Source organism: Trichocoleus sp. FACHB-40 (genome assembly GCF_014695915.1).
Lineage (GTDB): Bacteria > Cyanobacteriota > Cyanobacteriia > Cyanobacteriales > FACHB-T130 > Funiculus > Funiculus sociatus.
The window spans coordinates 1-17,432 of record NZ_JACJPF010000050.1 but is presented as its reverse complement, the minus strand read 5'-3'; the positions used below and the strand labels follow the sequence as shown (position 1 = coordinate 17,432).

Genomic DNA, 17,432 nt, shown 5'->3' with positions numbered 1-17,432 from the left:
TAGTCGGTACAAGTATTTATACTCAATAAGAAAGACAAAGCTCAAATCGAACTAATTAGGCTGAGTGAGGAATCGCTAAGAGCGATCGCATACCCTAGAGAGCAATCATCTTGTAGCCTAGTTCACTCCAATTCCACAGATGAATCGACGCAGGGATTTGTAAAGAAGCTTGTACAGTGAGAAGAATGAATTATGCAGACCCAATGGAGATAGTTTCAACTGCCTGGGTGAATTTTATCACCCCATTCTCATTTCCACTTTGGAACAAAACCATTCCTGTGCTGGCAACAGCAACACCAGAAGCAGAAAACGCCCCACTCGTCCTAGCAGGGGTACTGCTGAGTTTAGTCGTAATTTACCTTGCCAGCAAAATCGGGGGAGAATTATCTAACAACATCGGCTTACCGCCCGTCTTAGGCGAACTCGTCGGAGGCGTGGTGGTGGGTGTCTCCGCCCTGCATCTGTTGGTATTTCCAGAAAGCGGTGCAGACAGTTCCAGTTCTGTAATTATATCTTTCCTCCAATCCACTGGGGGGTTAACTCCCGACGCAGCGGTAGGCGTGTTTCAAACCCAAAGCGAAGTCGTGTCCGTTCTGGCAGAACTGGGTGTGATCATTTTGCTATTTGAAATTGGTCTGGAATCGAATTTCAGGGAACTGATGGATGTCGGTATCCAGGCGTTACTCGTAGCAGTAGTCGGGGTAGCAGTGCCATTTGCCGCAGGCACTGCGGGACTGATGATCTTGTTTGGCATTCCAGCAGTGCCTGCGATTTTTGCAGGTGCAGCTTTGACTGCAACCAGTATTGGTATTACCTCCAAAGTTCTATCAGAACTAGGGCGTCTTAATTCCAAAGAAGGTCAGATTATTCTTGGCGCTGCCGTCATAGACGACGTAATTGGTATCATCGTCCTGGCGGTGGTGGCAAGTCTTGCCAAAACTGGCAAAGTGGACGTAAGTAACGTTTTCTATCTGATTATCAGCGCCAGTGCTTTCTTGCTCGGTGCGATTTTGCTTGGCAAAGTCTTCAACAAATCTTTTATGATGATTGCCGAGAAACTCAAGACACGCGGTAGCTTGGTGATACCAGCCTTCATCTTCGCCTTTATTATGGCTTATCTTGCCGCCGCCATCCATTTAGAAGCCATACTCGGAGCTTTTGCCGCTGGCTTAGTCTTAGACGAAACGGATAAGCGTAAAGAGTTGGAAAGGCAAGTGTGTCCCATTGCCGATATGTTTGTGCCGATTTTCTTCGTCACGGTAGGAGCCAAAACAGATTTAGGCGTACTCAACCCAGCTGTTCCTAGTAACCGGGAGGGTTTGATAATTGCCATTTTCCTTATCGTAGTGGCAATTGCCGGAAAGGTTGTTACTGGTCTTGCAGTATTTGGTCAACCCCAGATTAATCGATTAGCGATCGGTGTCGGAATGATTCCTAGAGGCGAAGTAGGATTAGTCTTTGCTGGTGTTGGTTCCGCGAGTGGTGCTTTGTCTGAAGCCACAGAAGCCGCGATTATTATGATGGTCATCTTGACAACCTTCTTAGCACCCCCGTTATTAAGGTTTGTGTTTCAAGAGGCTCCCGCAGTTCCGGTTAAGGAGAGTGATTAAAAATTCCCAATTCTTAATTCCCAATTCCCAATTTCCTGTAACTGTTACCCACAGACAACTAACAACTAACAAATAAAGGCTTTTAGAGAAACTTAAGTCACTGTCTCAACGTCCTTGGGGCGTGACTCAATGAATTCAAAAGTTTTCTCGCTAGAGGGAATTTTGAGTAACCGATGTAGCGATGGGCAGCATAAGGACACTTAATTGCCAAACACCAGGGGCAAAAATTTAGGACACATGAATCCAGTTCGATAGGGCATCTCCAAAGATGGCAAGTAAAATCAGCCATTCCTGCTTAATGTTCTGCATTGCTGCCACAGTCGTGGTATCGTTCAACCCAGTCTAAAATCATTAACTTGGCTACGCCATGCCCCGGATGCGACTTGATCGCACCCGAAATAGGACTAGAGCGTACAGACCGCTTTAACTCGGTCTTTACCTTTCTTTTGGAGAAACGATAGTGAGACTTTACTGGCTATTACCCAGTTGTTTGAGCCTTTTTCTGGTTACATCTCCCGCTTTTGCGGCAAAACTGGTTTCGTGGCGTTTTGATACTAATCAAAACCGGCTGGATTTTAGGACTGACGATGGAGTGCAGCCGAAAGCCCAGCTTTTGGCTAATCCTTCACGTCTGGTAATCGATTTGCCTGGTACAACTTTCGGACGCCCAACGGTGACTCAGCAGTTGGCGGGGGCGTTACGCAGTTTGCGGGTGGGACAGTTTGAGGGTAATGTTACTCGCCTGGTGATTGAATTAGACCCTGGTTACACGCTTGATCCGGAGCAAGTAGTATTTCAGGGAGCTTCCCCCAGTCAGTGGTCGGTACAATTACCAAAACCTCAACGAGTTTCACAATTACCAAATTCTTCTGCTAGACCAACTCTAGTAAATTCTTCGTTCTCCTCGATACGGCCAACTTCTCCCAGTAAGCCAACTTTGGGAAATTTGTCGCCGTCCTCTGGATTCAATCGATCTTTAAGTAGTCAAGCAGCCGCCAGCCCCGGTGGGTCGGTTGCTCAAATTGAAGATATACAGGTGACGAATGATGGGTTTTTCTTGCGGACAAACGGCGATCGCCCTTCAATTATTAAGGTAAAGCGGAGTAGCGATCGCCGCAATATTACCTTTGACATCCAAGGCGCTACCATATCCCGTAGTCTCTCATCGCCAGAGTCGCGGGTGAATCGTTATGGTGTCAGTCGCATTCTCTTATCTCAGGTAGATACTTCACCTTCAGTCGTCCGAGTGACGATGAACGTGACCAAGGAAAGTCCCGACTGGCAGGCAAGCGTCAGCGGTTTTGGCGGTATTGTGCTACTACCGCAGGGAACTACTGCCGGAAGCATTGAAAGCCCCACTTTGGCTGGCAATCAGCCTTCCCCTTTCAATCCCCCAACTCGAACGGTGCCAACAACGCCAACAACGCGCCGTGACGGTGAGGTGGCAACGATTGAATCGGTTGAACTCTCCGGAACTCAATTATTCATCAGAGCAGATCGGTCTGTAAAGTTTACTGGAAAATGGGATGGCTCAGCTGGGGCCTACCGAATTACTATTCCTTCTGCGACTTTGGCTGAAAGAGTCAAAGGGCCCACTCTAGATGCTAAGACTATGGTGCGGCGGGTGCGTCTTGTACAGCAAGACCCTCGTACTGTGGTAATTCTGGTGCAACCGGGAGATGGGGTGCAGATTGGTGAACTCAATCAGCTGACTGACCAGCTATTAGCACTACAACTGCAACGCGGTCGCTTTAGCTCAGTGCTTCCCCGTCCTGATACAATTCCCGTCCCGGCACCGGAAACTAATAATCCCCCAGAGTTTTCACCCCGCCCTCGTAACGGACGATTGGTGGTGGTGGTAGACGCCGGACACGGAGGCAAAGATCCCGGAGCTATCGGCGTTGGTGGACTCAAGGAGGTGGATGTCATTTTGCCGATCGCACGGCAGGTGGAGGCGTTGCTAGAGCGGCAGGGTGTTCAGGTGGTGATGACGCGCAAGGATGACTATTTCGTTGACCTGCAACCGCGTGTGACAATGGCTGAACGGGCAAACGCCGATTTGTTTGTCAGTATCCACGCTAATTCAATCGGTGGTCGTCCAGATGTGCAAGGGGTAGAGACTTACTATTACTCTAGCGGCGGGCGTTTAGCTCGAAGCATTCACAACAGCATTTTGCAGGCTACTGATGCTAAAGATAGAGGGGTGAGGCAGGCGAGATTTTATGTACTGAGAAAGAGTTCTATGCCATCTGTGTTAGTGGAAGTTGGTTTTGTTACTAACCGACAAGAGGCGGCGAAACTTGGCTCACCTGATTACCAGAGTCAGATGGCACAAGCGATCGCTCGCGGTATTCTACAGTACATTCAACAAAATCTTTAAGCCTCGGTTAAGAGCCTTGGTTCGTGGTGAGTGGGGAGTGATCGATTGAAAATGAACAGCAAACAAGAAGGACACATAAATGGACAAAAAAGCAATGAAATATTACAAAGAAGCAGAATAGGCGTTTTTGATAGCGGTGTCGGTGGTTTGACTGTATTGAGAGAACTCTACCGACATCTGCCTAATGAGTCGATTCTTTATTTTGGCGATACGGCTCGACTGCCTTACGGTACCCGCTCTCAATCTGAAATTTTGCAGTTTGTGCGCGAAATTCTGATCTGGATGGTAGATCAGGGTGTCAAAATGGCGATTATGGCTTGCAACACCAGTTCCGCTCTGGCGCTGGAGGCAGTGCGGTCTGAGTTCGACCTACCAATCTTAGGGGTCATCTTGCCTGGAGCGCGTGCTGCTGTTGGGCTGGGTAAACGGATTGGTGTGATTGCTACCCCAGCCACGGCTGCCAGTAATGCCTATCGCCGCGCTATTTTAGAAGTTGATGCTACTGTCTCTGTCTGGCAAGTCGGTTGCCCAGAGTTTGTGCCGCTCATTGAGCAAAACCGCATTTATGACCCCTATACTTTGGAGGTAGCGCGGGAGTACCTAGCACCTTTGCTACAATATCGGATCGACACGCTGGTTTACGGCTGCACCCACTATCCTCACTTGGCACCGATTCTTAGGACAATTCTGCCCAGGTCGGTTAACCTTTGCGATCCAGCAGTTCACGTAGTTTCCGCTGCTTCACAAGAGCTTGATTTATTGGGATTGAGAAATGTTCGCCCTCCTTTGGCAACTCGATTTGCGGTTAGCGGCTGTCCCGAACAGTTTGCCAAACTGTCCGTACAGTGGCTCGGCTGCACTCCAGAGGTTGAAAAAGTTTATTTACCAGCAATGCTACACCGACAATTACCTTAAGCTTGCTGTTAGCAGTCGAATTTAGGCTGCTAACAACAAGCTTGTTGTCCGTAAGTGCGATCGCTAGGGCGCAGATTTCGTTCTTCCTGCACCCTTAACAGTCCGCTGCGCCAAAATCAACAGCAGATACACTGTTAACAAATAACCAGTAGCTAGAACGGGAATAATCAAAGGCATATCATTATACGTCATAACGTCGCTAACAACTAAAGAATGGTGAATTTTTATAACAAACTTTTGAATAGCAAACTTGGCTCACGCTATGCTTGAGCTTATTGCTGCTTATGAAAATTTTGGGTAGTCGTTTCCGATACCTAAAATTTTTGATTGATTAATGCCAGACCCTAGAAGTGCGTTTGAAAATATAGGACTTTCAACGGTACTTCACCCAGCAAAGCTCCCTATAAAGAAAGCTACTCGCAAGTCTTTTATTTTTCTGACGGCTGTTATCCCCAGCGCTAATGCACTGTGAGATTATGCAGGAAGCCAGAAATGCTACTGCCTACCAAAAACCGTCATAACTACTCATCACAGACACACCAAAAGCGTGACCTGTAATTTTTCTACTCAGTAAGTCTATGAAGTTATTCAAATCCTTACATACTAGAGTAACACAAGATCCTCAGTGGTTAAAGCCGTTTTTTTTATATACTTTACAAATCTATACAATTTCCGAAAAAGCCTTGGTCAGCATCCTCTAACCAATAAAACCTTCCCTCTAGGGGATCATTAGCTTAAAATAAATGACAAGAATGTAAAATTTCGTAACTAACGCCTGAATGGCTAATCCATGACCTCAGTCACTACCCTCTTTGCCCCTGTTGAAGCTGACCTACGTGTTCTCACGGAGAACTTGAAAAAATTGGTTGGTGCGCGTCATCCCATCCTCTATGCGGCGGCAGAACACTTATTCGGGGCGGGAGGAAAGCGCGTCAGACCCGCAATTGTCCTACTGATATCACGGGCGACGATGCTAGATCAAGACATCACGCCACGTCACCGAAGGTTAGCGGAAATTACAGAGATGATTCACACCGCAAGCCTGGTACATGACGACGTAGTAGATGAATCGGAAATACGACGGGGTGTGGCTACGGTTCACAGTCGGTTTGGCAACCGGATAGCTGTGTTAGCGGGGGATTTCTTATTTGCCCAATCTTCTTGGTACTTGGCAAATCTAGATAACCTGGAAGTGGTCAAGCTACTCTCAGAAGTGATCATGGATATGGCAGAAGGAGAAATTCAGCAAGGGCTGAATCGGTTTGACACGAGTTTGTCGATTGAGGCTTATCTGGAGAAAAGTTACTATAAAACTGCCTCGTTAATTGCCAACAGTGCCAAGGCTGCTGGTTGCTTGAGCGATGTGTCGCCGGAAGTGGCGGATAATTTGTATTGCTATGGACGTCACCTTGGGTTGGCTTTCCAGATCGTAGATGATATATTTGACTTCACAGGCTCGACAGAAGCGTTGGGCAAACCAGCCGGGTCTGACTTAAAAAGTGGTAATCTCACCGCACCCGTATTGTTTGCTTTAGAAGAAAAACCTTACTTAGAGGTGCTAATCGAGCGAGAGTTTACCCAAGATGGGGATTTAGAAGAAGCGATCGCGCTGATAATGGAAGGGAAGGGCATTGAGCGATCGCGCGAATTAGCCTCACATCATGCCCAACTCGCCGTCCAACAATTAGCTTCTTTACCCACCTCAGAATGCCATCAAGCCCTGATTGACATGGCTGAATACGTGTTGAGTCGCCTTTACTGAGGGCTGATTGTAGTGGTTGTACTGGGAACTATAAGAGTGAGGTAGAGATAAGGCTTAGCCCCTCTTTCTACGAGCGAAGAATTATTAATTCCTAACTCATATTCATACTCCTTAGTCCTCAGTACAACCAGTACAACCAGTTACTAATTCCTCTATGCAACTTAACTGGCAAACCGCCAAAACTTACGAAGATATCCTATATCACAAAACAGACGGCATCGCCAAAATTACCATTAATCGCCCCCACAAGCGCAACGCCTTTCGCCCCAAAACTGTTTTTGAACTTTACGATGCTTTCTTCAATGCCCGTGAAGATACCAGCATCGGCGTAGTTTTATTTACCGGGGCTGGCCCTCATACAGATGGCAAATACGCTTTTTGTGCTGGTGGCGATCAAAGCGTGCGGGGTCAAGCTGGATATGTGGATGATGATGGCATCCCGCGCCTCAACGTCCTCGATTTGCAACGCCTGATCCGTTCGATGCCCAAGGTTGTAATCGCCCTTGTAGCTGGTTACGCTATTGGTGGGGGACACGTTTTGCACTTGATTTGCGACCTTACCATCGCCGCAGATAATGCTATTTTTGGGCAAACTGGCCCGAAAGTTGGCAGCTTTGATGGTGGATTTGGTGCCAGCTACCTCGCCCGGTGTGTCGGACAAAAAAAAGCGCGAGAAATTTGGTTTCTCTGCCGCCAGTACAGCGCACAGCAGGCGTTGGAAATGGGTTTAGTAAATTGCGTTGTGCCAGTGGAACATCTGGAGACGGAAGGTATCCAGTGGGCTAGCGAAATTTTAGAAAAAAGTCCGATTGCGATTCGCTGTCTGAAAGCTGCCTTTAACGCTGACTGCGATGGTCAAGCGGGGTTGCAAGAACTTGCTGGTAATGCCACCTTACTCTATTACATGACCGAGGAAGGAGCCGAGGGGAAGCAGGCGTTTCTCGAAAAGCGATCGCCTGATTTCCGTAAATACCCTTGGTTGCCCTAATAGTGTATTGCATAGTTCCTGGTTTGCCCCACAAGAGCAATGAACCATTAACTGATACCAGTACCTCCAACCTATGAAATCAAAAGTCGCACTTTTGTTTAAAAAAGTGCGACTTTTGAAAGAGGTAATATTTATTTTCTATGGCATATATATTTATCAAGATATCCTGCTTGGGATAGCTTGCGATTGGCAGTTTAGTCACACAAGCAGTGCATCATCTGCTGGTTGTTGGTCAGTAGATGGGTTCTCTTGCTCCTCGCTTGGTTGCTGAGAACAAGCGATCGCGCATTTCGATGAGGTTGCTTGCTGCACCCGCAAATTTTCATCTTGCCAGCGCATAATTCCCTCCAAACTTTCCCATGAAGGAGCAAAGGCTTTTAGCGCTAATGAACACGCTATCCAGCTAGCTCGAACTGGCACCCCAAGTTGCTGACAAACACCACCACGTCGTCCCTCCGGCTTGTAATACTGACAATACCGGCAGGCAGAAGTCATAGAATTTACAGTCTTCATGGGAATCCTCTTGAGGGAATTTCTTTTTTCTATGTCTTATATTAAAATTCCCTATAAACGGTCAAAGAACCTTAAATCAAGCAATCTATTATCCTGTCTGTGTTCTACGATCCCCGCTCCAAAAAACGGCTTTATGTTTTCTTAATTTTCTTGTGATAAACATACATAAACATACATAAATGGCCCTGCAATTGAAATATAAAATTTAGGTAATAATACTGATTTAAATAGGAACCTGATGGGGATCAAGACAAACGTTAAGGGTATGCGTTTAAGAAGAAACCTAATTTAATTTCAAACAGGGGCAGAAAAACGTTTAATTGAAGGGAATAATTCTGCAAAAAAAATACTTAATGTAGACATTAGATGTTTAAGTAGGCATTGGCGTTAAATGGTGCGAGCGCGATCGCGCTCATTATCTTACTTTTGGGAGTAGGCGGAATGCAACAGAGACGGTAAATAAAGCGGTAGCAGCACCTGAAAATAACAAATGTAACTGCCCAAGTAACCCTGAGCAGTTACATTTAAAACAAAAAAAACATAGCAGAGGAAAACTAGCGTTGCCATTTATGGACGGCACACAGAGCGCAAACGTTCCAGCGCTGAAGTTCACCTGGGGGTGTGGGACACTGACACTGGGGACACAGAGGTGAGAGATGCGATCGCTCCCGCATTACCGATTCCCAATGTTGAAAAGCAGCTTTTGACTCTTTTAGCTCAGGCTTTTTGCCAGAAAGTGCTGCCGAAGACATCCGCTCAACCCGACTGGGATGCTCTTGCCAAGTCACAGATTGTTCCTCAGCATAGGGAGAGCGGCTAGAGACAGATTTGTTCTGCCACTGAGCCGTCGAAAAGCGAATATCCACCAACTGGCTGCTCAACTTAGCATTCAACTTTTGCAAAATCCGCTGACGCTCAAAAGTAAGAGTTTGCGCCCAAGCAGCACCGCTCGTTGCAACCGATAGCACTCCCCGCGATATCGAAATTGGTCGCGTCTGGGCTGCCACCGCCCCCCCCACCACCTCAGTCCAACACTTGAGCAAACGCTTAAATTCTTGTTGAGCCTGCCACGCCGCCTGATTTTCGATACTGTCTAAGATATGGTTAAGAGATTTAAAAGACATTGTTGTAACCCGGAGTTAAATGGCAGAATAATCAGCCATCAGGTTTGATCGTACCGAACTAACGACAGACTACAAATTAGGGTTACGGTTGCCTAGAAGCCGAAAAAAGCGTCTAATGAATAGGCAAAGCAGCTCTCCAAGATTCGTCAGTTGCAACAGCTATGAGTCAAGGTCATTCGGTTGAATCATCTAGTCGCTCCTCTTCAGCCCAGCCCATCAACCCAGCCTTGCAGGCGGCTCTGGGCAGCCTCGACGTGCATCTAGAAGAGGAATTATCCAGATATCGGCGCGAACGGGCAGGGCGGGGCGTGCCGCCAACTCGTGGCATGGGTCACAACCAGGTTCGCAAACCCATCGACATGATTTCCGTAAACGCCACGGGCGGCAGGAATCCATCGCCAGATCCAAAAGAGGCCTATTCCACCCCAGCAACGCCAGCAAGCGAACCACCACTGGCAGCACAGGAAATCAAGGCGGTTGAACAAACCCACAAGGAGCCGATAGAGACACATAGCGCAGCAGTGCCGTCTTTTAACTTGGCCGCCGCCTCAGAAATACCCATTCCTAGAGCGCCGGAAGCAGCACCAGCAGAGGTGCCAGTACCGCCGGAACCTATCGACCAGGCAGCAACTACTATCCAGCCGGATGACTATCTGGAATCTTCCGAGCAACTGCTGCGAAGTCTGGCACAGGAAGAAGCGGCAGCTCGGTCACAACGTAGTTTTCTGGACAATATTCTTACTCCCTTGGGGGTTGGTTCCCTGTTACTTTTGCTGTTTTCCACAGCCATGCTGGGCTATGTGGTGACAAATCCATCTACTCTGAGTTCTCTGGGACTAGATCGATTCTGGAAGCCATCCACCCCCACTGTGGCTCAAAGTCCGACAGCAACGACTCCCCAAACTAATGCCTCACCAGCAACCGATACAGGGAAACCCAACGGGCCAGACCTTTCATCGGATGAATTTAAGGACTTGAATTTGGACACGCTGAGTACGTTGAAGCCTACTCCCAGTTCATCATCAAGAACGCCTCAGGTGGCAGTACCTAGCCCTCAAGTATCGGTGCCATCGATTGCCCCGTTACCCAATCCTCCTGCTATTGAATCTACTACTGGCGTGCCGTCAGGAACTGGGGCGATAGTTCCAGTTAAACCCCCCGCCCCTCTACCAGTGTTGCCCGCGCGATCGCCTGTTGCTGCCACAACTCCCTCGGCACAACCAAGCGCTTCCCCAACAGCAACGGAACCTGCCCCACCGAATCCGGAAGGGTTCTACTATGTGGTAGTGAAATACAACGGGCCATCCTCCTTTGAGGAGGCGCGGAAAGTTGTACCTGATGCCTATATGTCACCGCAAGGAACCCAAATTTATCTGGGAGCCTTTAAAAAAGATTCTCAGGCTAAAACATTGGTGACAGAACTTGAAAAACAAGGGATTTCTGCATCGGTCTATCAGCCTTAAGCTGGAGGTGGCAAGCTTTGTAGGTGACATAGCATTCAGTTAACGTTTCTAACGTGTCCGCGATCGCTAATGTCTTGATTATTCAGTAGCCGACCGGAGAGCCACCAACACTAAATCCAAGCGTCGTGAATGGAGACTTGAGATGGGATTGATCGACCGCATTCTGCGAGTAATTCGAGCCAACATTACCAATTTGATTGGAAAAGCGGAAGATCCAGAAAAAGTGTTGGAAGAAACGGTTTTGGAAATGCAGGAGAATTTGATTCAACTGCGCCAAGCTGTGGCTCAAGCGATCGCTACTCAAAAACGTACTGAGCGCCAATACTCTCAAGCGGAAAACACCGCCTCTGAATGGTATGAGCGCGCCCAACTAGCACTCTCAAAAGGCGACGAGAACTTAGCCAGACAAGCTTTGACCAAGCGCAAAGGTTATCAAGAAACAGCAGAGGCAATGCGCGAGCAAATAGACCAGCAAAGCCAGATGGTTAACCGGCTCAAACAAGATATGCGATCGCTAGAAGCAAAAATCTCCGAAGCCAGAACCAAAAAAGATATGTACATCGCTCGCGCTCGTTCTGCCCAAGCTAGTGCGAAAATTAACGAAATGATCGGCGGCGTGAATACGACCAGTACCCTGACCGCCTTCGAGCGGATGGAAGATAAAGTTTTGCAACTAGAAGCACAAAGTGAAGCGATCGCTGAACTCGGAACTGACGATTTGCAAAAGAAATTTCTGACGCTGGAAGATGCTGGTGAAATCGACACCGAATTAACCGCCATGAAAGCTCAACTCGGTCAAGGCACCCAGACACCGCAATTGCCGTCTACTCAAAGCGCCAACTCAGATCCTAGCTTAGATCCTGAATTACAAAAAATCCGCTCCCAGTTGGAAAGTTCTTGATCTGGAAGCTACCGATTTTGTGGTGAAGTTTCTAGACTAGAAAGAAAAGCGATCGGTCTTTAACAATTCCTAAAGGTTGTGTGAGTCATTTTTGCATACCACCCTAGACTGGAAATGGTGTTACCAAGAATTGCCGACAGCATAACCAACGGAAAAACTGATCTACTAAATTGAACTTGCTCTTTTCTACTCCATAGAGCCTGCAAAATACCTACTTTAGTACACGCCAAGAGGATAAACAGCGTCATGGGATTATTTGATCGCATTAGCCGAGTCGTCAGAGCCAACCTAAACGACGTGGTGAGCAAGGCTGAAGACCCAGAAAAGATTCTGGAGCAGTCTATCATCGATATGCAGGAAGACCTAGTGCAGTTGCGTCAGGCAGTTGCCAGATCCATTGCCGGACAAAAGCGGACTCAGCAACAGTATAACCAAAACCAAACCGAAGCAAACAACTGGCAACAACGCGCTCAGATGGCTATCCAAAAAGGCGATGAGAATCTTGCTAGAGAGGCGCTGGTACGCAAGAAGACATATGCTGAAACTGCTGGCACCCTGAAAACCAGCCTGGATCAGCAAACGACTCAGGTGGATGCCCTCAAGCGCAACTTAATTGCTCTAGAAAGTAAGATTTCTGAAGCCAAGACCAAGAAGGATATGCTTAAGGCACGGGCGCAAGCTGCCAAGGCCAACGAGCAGCTACAAAACACCGTAGGACGCTTGGGAACCGGCAGCGCGATGGGAGCCTTTGAGCGCATGGAAGAAAAAGTTATGGAACTGGAAGCTCGTTCCACAGCAGCGCAAGAACTCACTGGCAATGCTTTAGAAGAGCAATTTGCCATGCTGGAATCCGGCAATGACGTTGATGATGAATTGGCGGCGTTGAAAGCTCAGATGTCTTTGGGCCCTGCAACAGCATCAGGAGGCGCACTACCAGCAGCTAAACCAACTTCTACCTCGCAACCTAATTCAGCAGTTGATAACGAGTTAGAAGACCTAAAAAAGCAATTGGATAACCTCTAAGCTGAGGCTTTACTTAGACGCTAAAAGGGTCAGATTATAGGTTGGTAGGGCTTACGCACGTCAACACGCTGTAGGGGCATGGCAATGCCATGCCCCTACGACAGAATCAGGCATTCACTAATTAACTGCGTAAGTCCTGGTTGGGTAATGCGATCGCGTTACCCAACTTTTGCTTTATAATGTAGGGTTTCTTACCTGAAGAGCGGGGAAATAAATTTCCAGCTCAAAGCTCAAAACTGTTAAAACAGCTTGAAATCAATATTCAACAAGCAGTTGAACCAGATGAAAAATTATTAATTATCAACCTTATCTTTCTGTTGCTGATGGCGTTTTAGCAATGAACCGACACCGAAGACACCAAACATTACAACACCTAATGTAGTAGAAGCTTCGGGTACATCGGCGGCTGAAACACTAGCTTGGTTACTAAAACTATTTTGTCTAAAAGCAAAAGTAGATTCAGGAACAGGAGTCAAAGGATTAATTAAAAAATCATTGACGTTGTTGGCAATTAGTTGATGCAAACGCACGTCATTATCAATGCCGATGTGAACGATGCTTTGGTCGTTGAACAGTTCCTCAACATTTACATTATCAGCACCCTTAACATTTTTTTGTACCGCTAGCGTTACTGCCCTTTCTATAACTTTTTGTGTTATGGAGCCGCCCGGATAGCTGGGATTTCGCTGAAAATAATTAAATCCTTTGCTCACATTGTCCGGTACTTTATCATCAGAAATACCCACGGAATCAATTTGAACTAGCAGATTAATTGGCTGGGGGGCTGGAAAATTTTTAGCAAACACAGAGGCTGCATTTCCGCCTAAGCTGTATCCGATTATCCCTATAGAAGTCAGGTTATCAAAACTTTGGAGATAGTTTAATGCGTCGCTTGACTGCGCGTATGTAAAAACTCTGCTGTCGAAGGGGCGAACAGAATTACCCCCAAACTGGTTCTGTAGTAAGGTATTAAGTATATTCAAACCAGTCTGCGGATTAGCAGGGTCTTCGCCGAATCCGGTAAATAACGCGATCGCAGTGCGTGAAGTGTTGGGCGAATCGCTATCCCCAGACAAGCTTACCGCTATTGCCCCATCAGGCAACAGAGCAAGTAAAGTTACAGGAAATGTGTAAATAAACGCCTTGGCGAGTGTGAGACAAACTCTTTGAAAGAACATTGCTTTGTTTTAATAATGAATTTTAAAGCTGCTTTTTTTGGCGTTGAACAAGCTTGACTATCCAAAAATTAGAATAAATGTAAGGGCAATGACTCTACCCTGAGCGATAGAAGCGGGTTACTATGTACTTTCCTTGGCTGAAGCGAAACTCCTACAGACCGGAAAACACCGCCTGTACTTTTTTCAGGGTAAAATTCGGTCTATTGTAGAAACAACAAGCAGCAGGGTTAATACCTGCCTAATGGGTTAGTGCAATCAAAATAGTGTCAGATGGTAGGTTGCGATGAGCAGCAGTGTTATTTCTATTACAGATACCGAATTTGAAACGGAAGTCCTGAAAGCAGCGCAGCCTGTACTCGTGTACTTTTGGGCTGCGTGGTGCGGCCCTTGTCGCCTGGTATCGCCAACAGTGCAAGCAGCTGCCGATACTTATGGCGATCGCCTCAAGGTCGTGAAAATGGAAAGCGACCCCAATCCCGAAACTGTGGCAAAGTACAAAGTGGAAGGTCTGCCAGCTCTCAGGCTGTTTAAGGACAGTGAGGTGATTGAATCTCACGAGGGAGCCATTGGGAAACAGACATTGATGAGTATGCTGGAAACTCACTTGTAAATGACTAATAGTTAATGGCTAATTGTTAAAAGCCATTAGCTATTAGCAAAGGACAAAGGATTAAATATGCAGTTTGCCAAGCGTTTACAACCACTGCAATCAAATGTCTTTGCTGATATGGATCGGGCGAAGGCAAAAGCTAGGGCCGCTGGACAGGAGATAATTGATCTGTCGCTGGGTTCTTCTGATTTACCGACATCGACTCATATCATCGATGCGATCGCGCAATCTCTATCTGACCAGAGTACCCACGGCTACTTACTTTTTCATGGAACTCAAGCTTTTCGTCAAGCCGCCGCTAACTGGTATACGCAGAAATACGGTATTCCTGTCGATCCAGAAACTGAGGTGCTGCCTCTAATTGGTTCTCAGGAAGGCACCGCCCATTTACCCTTAGCGGTACTGAATCCAGGGGATTTTGCCTTATTGCTTGACCCTGGTTATCCTTCTCATGCTGGGGGAGTGTACTTGGCTGGCGGCCAAATCTATCCGATGCCAATACGGGCAGAAAATGGATTTTTGCCCGTATTTGAAGAAATCCCCCTGCCAGTTTTGCAAGAGTCACGGATGATGGTACTGAGCTATCCCCATAATCCCACGACTGCGATCGCGCCTTTATCTTTCTTTCAGTCAGCAGTTGCTTTTTGCCAGCAGCATAATCTCGTGTTGGTTCACGATTTTCCTTACGCCGATCTAGTATTTGAAGACGTAGCGGTTCCCTCAATTTTGCAAGCCGACCCCGATAAAAGCGTCTCGATTGAGTTTTTTACTATGTCCAAGTCCTACAATATGGGCGGCTTCCGCATTGGCTACGCAATTGGAAATGCTCAGCTGATTCGCGCCTTGCGTCAGGTAAAAGCGGCAATTGATTTTAACCAATACGGGGGAATTTTGAATGGCGCGATCGCTGCCCTTAATGGCCCGCAAGAAGGTGTAAAGGCAGCAGTTGAAACCTTTCGCCAACGTCGGGATACCTTCGTTAAAGCGCTTCACAGGATTGGCTGGGAGGTTCCTACCCCAGGTGCCACCATGTACGTATGGGCTAAGTTGCCTCAACTTTGGGCAAACGATTCCATCGGATTTTGCAGCCAGCTAGTAAAAATTACTGGTGTTGCTGCTTCCCCCGGTGCCGGGTTTGGGAAATCTGGGGAAGGTTATGTGCGCTTCGCCTTGGTACACGATCCAGCAATTTTGCAAACTGCGGTGGAACGGGCATCGTTGTTTTTACGCAAGTAATTACACGTAAATAAATAGCCATTATTTTTGAGTTAAAACCAGTTTACGTACTCAAGTATTAATACTGGTAAATAGCTTGTAAAAACCTGTTCAATTCTTTACTCAGGCGTGACAACAGTTCACGCTAAATTTGCCTATTCAGCTTTGGGAATTTCTACAATTGACATGACCTGTGAGAGAAATCCTCGCCGAGAGTAATGCAGACAAAAGCAACTCCGGTGTGAGGAACCCACATTTAAAGTGAGAATCCTCAGACAGGCTATATCCCACCTTAGTTAACTTTAAAAAGGTCAAGTCATGTTAATAGGTTCTTCCAAAAGACTGAACAACCAGGAATTTTCCAAGCAAACCCGTATGCTAAAGGCAATCGAGAAATTACTAATTAGTGCCTCGGTTGTAGGTGTAAGCGCGATCGCATCTAACCCAGCCTTCGCTACAACACTCAAACCTAGTAATATTCAGTTCAGCACTTACCAGGACAAACCCCAACTTCAGACCTACCTTTTTGGAGATACTCAATATAAAACTGTCAATGGGATTGAAAGACAACTTTTAAATGACATCACCAGAGATGACATTAATAAAGCAACCCAAGCTTTAACCGATGACAGCGCCGCCACCAACGTTGAGTTTTGGTATGGAAGTGAAAACCCTCAAAGAGTTGGATTCACTGCCAATCTAGGAAAAAATACAGTTAAAGTCGAGACTGTCGTACAAGAAGATTGGCAAGATGAGAAATTGGCAAAGGGCTGGCTAGACGGCTTCCTCGGCGCTTACGCTTCCCTGCTACCAGCCTCACCGACTGCGGATCAATATAATTTGATGCTGGATACACTGAAAACAAAAGGTCTGTACAGTGCTGGAGATCCTAACGTCGGCGCTGTGGCGCTGGATGACCAAACAGGTAAATTACAAATTGACCTGGTTGGACACTTGGATAGGGCTGGACTTTATATAGATACCAGACAGACTATTCCAAATCCCATAAAGACAATTCGTCAGAATGGAAAGACAGTACCTAACCCTACTTTTGGGCAGCCAATTCCCAACCCGAATTATCTAAAGCCAAAAAATGATGCTCGTTACGCCACAGGTAACATATTTCTGGATCAAGCTATAGTCGCTTTAGCCACAAAATCAGTCCAACAAGGCAAATTCTTCCAAATGAGTGAGATTGCCAAAGTAACCTTCAATGGGGTGGTTGATTATGCTTTCGGCTTCTCAGCAATAGATTCTGGCGCTTTTGCTGCGGACGCTTCTATTAGCGACACTACATCTCACACTGCCATTTACAGCTGGAACCGGACGTATCAGCTACCCCCATCTGAGTCTGTACCTGAACCTTCTGCCATGTTAGGTTTAATTTCTGTGGGTGGTTTCTTGGTTGGTAAGCGTAAGATGTTGAAAAAAGCTTAGTTTTTGCGATATCGATTGCTTTAAACAATACCTCCGCCAAAAATCGAAAGGGCTTTTGTAGTTCAGTTGTTTACTAAGGCGACAACTCAGAATCTACGAAAGCCCACGCCAGAGATTCAAGGACTATAGCGTTTCTCAAGTGGATAGAAATACATCGCGGTTGTTTTGTTTTCACCACCTTGGTAGGGACATGGCAATGCCCACTGGTGTCAACTTAAGGAGCGGATGCCCAGATGATACCAGTAAGAGCATCAATCTCTCGATGACGCGGGCGAACCGCTTTCACTAAGCCCAATAACTTGTGATGAGTGGC

At 46.8% G+C, this 17,432-nt stretch carries 14 protein-coding genes; 11 read left to right on the top strand and 3 right to left on the bottom strand.

All coding sequences use genetic code 11. The features are described 5' to 3' along the window. Positions 1–203 precede the first annotated feature (203 nt). From H6F63_RS10520 to menB, 5 genes are all read left to right on the top strand, one after another. Positions 204–1,610 carry a cation:proton antiporter gene (locus H6F63_RS10520; protein ID WP_199297939.1) on the top strand — a complete coding sequence of 469 codons (1,407 nt, stop codon included), beginning with the start codon at positions 204–206 and terminating at the stop codon, positions 1,608–1,610. A 460-nt stretch (positions 1,611–2,070) separates the two neighbouring features. Continuing rightward, a complete protein-coding gene (locus H6F63_RS10515; protein WP_190637146.1) occupies positions 2,071–3,990 on the top strand; it encodes an N-acetylmuramoyl-L-alanine amidase in 1,920 nt (639 codons plus the stop codon). Positions 3,991–4,041: 51 nt separating this feature from the next. Beyond that, positions 4,042–4,905, top strand: a complete 864-nt coding sequence (murI, locus tag H6F63_RS10510; RefSeq protein ID WP_190637144.1) for a glutamate racemase — start codon at positions 4,042–4,044, stop codon at positions 4,903–4,905. A 790-nt stretch (positions 4,906–5,695) separates the two neighbouring features. Beyond that, positions 5,696–6,667 (top strand): solanesyl diphosphate synthase, encoded by a 972-nt coding sequence (gene sds / locus H6F63_RS10505; RefSeq protein WP_190637142.1) that lies wholly within the window; start codon positions 5,696–5,698, stop codon positions 6,665–6,667. Positions 6,668–6,821: 154 nt separating this feature from the next. Next, positions 6,822–7,655, top strand: coding sequence for a 1,4-dihydroxy-2-naphthoyl-CoA synthase (gene menB, locus H6F63_RS10500; RefSeq protein ID WP_190637140.1), 834 nt, complete (start codon positions 6,822–6,824; stop codon positions 7,653–7,655). A 198-nt stretch (positions 7,656–7,853) separates the two neighbouring features. Here menB and H6F63_RS10495 read toward each other — a convergent pair whose 3' ends face one another. After that, the gene (locus H6F63_RS10495) at positions 7,854–8,168 is read right to left on the bottom strand and encodes a hypothetical protein (protein ID WP_347276784.1); all 315 of its coding nucleotides are present in this window, start codon (positions 8,166–8,168) and stop codon (positions 7,854–7,856) included. 554 nt (positions 8,169–8,722) lie between these two features. Next, the gene (locus tag H6F63_RS10490) at positions 8,723–9,292 is read right to left on the bottom strand and encodes a DciA family protein (protein WP_190637138.1); all 570 of its coding nucleotides are present in this window, start codon (positions 9,290–9,292) and stop codon (positions 8,723–8,725) included. 161 nt (positions 9,293–9,453) lie between these two features. On the opposite strand from H6F63_RS10490, the gene H6F63_RS10485 reads away from it, so the two are divergent. The 3 genes from H6F63_RS10485 (at position 9,454) to H6F63_RS10475 (ending at position 12,679) form a co-directional block, all read left to right on the top strand. Next, positions 9,454–10,755 (top strand): hypothetical protein, encoded by a 1,302-nt coding sequence (locus H6F63_RS10485; RefSeq protein WP_190637136.1) that lies wholly within the window; start codon positions 9,454–9,456, stop codon positions 10,753–10,755. Positions 10,756–10,897: 142 nt separating this feature from the next. Beyond that, positions 10,898–11,656, top strand: a complete 759-nt coding sequence (locus H6F63_RS10480; protein ID WP_190637134.1) for a PspA/IM30 family protein — start codon at positions 10,898–10,900, stop codon at positions 11,654–11,656. Positions 11,657–11,902: 246 nt separating this feature from the next. Beyond that, positions 11,903–12,679 (top strand): PspA/IM30 family protein, encoded by a 777-nt coding sequence (locus tag H6F63_RS10475; RefSeq protein WP_190637132.1) that lies wholly within the window; start codon positions 11,903–11,905, stop codon positions 12,677–12,679. Between the two features lie 293 nt (positions 12,680–12,972). On the opposite strand, the gene H6F63_RS10470 is transcribed toward H6F63_RS10475, so the two are convergent. Continuing rightward, complete coding sequence (locus H6F63_RS10470; protein WP_190637129.1) at positions 12,973–13,857, bottom strand: hypothetical protein; 885 nt, start codon at positions 13,855–13,857, stop codon at positions 12,973–12,975. A gap of 283 nt (positions 13,858–14,140) precedes the next feature. Between H6F63_RS10470 and H6F63_RS10465 the strand changes: the two genes are divergently transcribed. The 3 genes from H6F63_RS10465 to H6F63_RS10455 all read left to right on the top strand — a co-directional run bounded on the left by H6F63_RS10465 (position 14,141) and on the right by H6F63_RS10455 (position 17,119). Continuing rightward, a complete protein-coding gene (locus H6F63_RS10465; RefSeq protein WP_190423718.1) occupies positions 14,141–14,467 on the top strand; it encodes a thioredoxin family protein in 327 nt (108 codons plus the stop codon). A 66-nt stretch (positions 14,468–14,533) separates the two neighbouring features. Continuing rightward, the gene (locus H6F63_RS10460; RefSeq protein WP_190637127.1) at positions 14,534–15,703 is read left to right on the top strand and encodes an LL-diaminopimelate aminotransferase; all 1,170 of its coding nucleotides are present in this window, start codon (positions 14,534–14,536) and stop codon (positions 15,701–15,703) included. A 354-nt stretch (positions 15,704–16,057) separates the two neighbouring features. Beyond that, positions 16,058–17,119 (top strand): NF038130 family PEP-CTERM protein, encoded by a 1,062-nt coding sequence (locus tag H6F63_RS10455; protein WP_190637125.1) that lies wholly within the window; start codon positions 16,058–16,060, stop codon positions 17,117–17,119. The last annotated feature ends 313 nt before the right edge of the window (positions 17,120–17,432 follow it).